This is a genomic window from Rhizobium sp. YJ-22 (assembly GCF_029601685.1).
Classification (GTDB): domain Bacteria; phylum Pseudomonadota; class Alphaproteobacteria; order Rhizobiales; family Rhizobiaceae; genus Metarhizobium.
In genome coordinates this window covers 258,153-258,382 of the sequence record NZ_JARRIR010000006.1, presented here as the reverse complement: position 1 = coordinate 258,382, position 230 = coordinate 258,153, and the positions used below count along the sequence as shown (strand labels likewise).

1 pseudogene is annotated in these 230 nt (G+C 60.0%); it reads left to right on the top strand.

Annotation, left to right across the window (positions count from 1 at the left end):
- Window positions 1-35 precede the first annotated feature (35 nt).
- Window positions 36-230, top strand: a pseudogene (locus tag P7F60_RS16170) (plasmid partitioning protein RepB); the annotation flags it as partial.

Here is a 230-nt window from a genome sequence, read left to right as displayed (position 1 = left end):
ACCTTGTGAAACAGACATGGGGGAGAAAATAACCCATGGCGCGGAAGAATATTTTTGGAATCCAGGAAACCGGCGCTGCGGCGAAACCCGCAGCCGAGGAGGCGGATACCGATATCCGCCCGCTGGCGAATTTCGAGAAGCGGCCGAAGCGGGCAAGTCCGGTCGGGGCTCTCTCGCAATCGCTGGGCGGCATCAATGAAAAGGCGCAACGCGCCGCCGATCTGGAACGA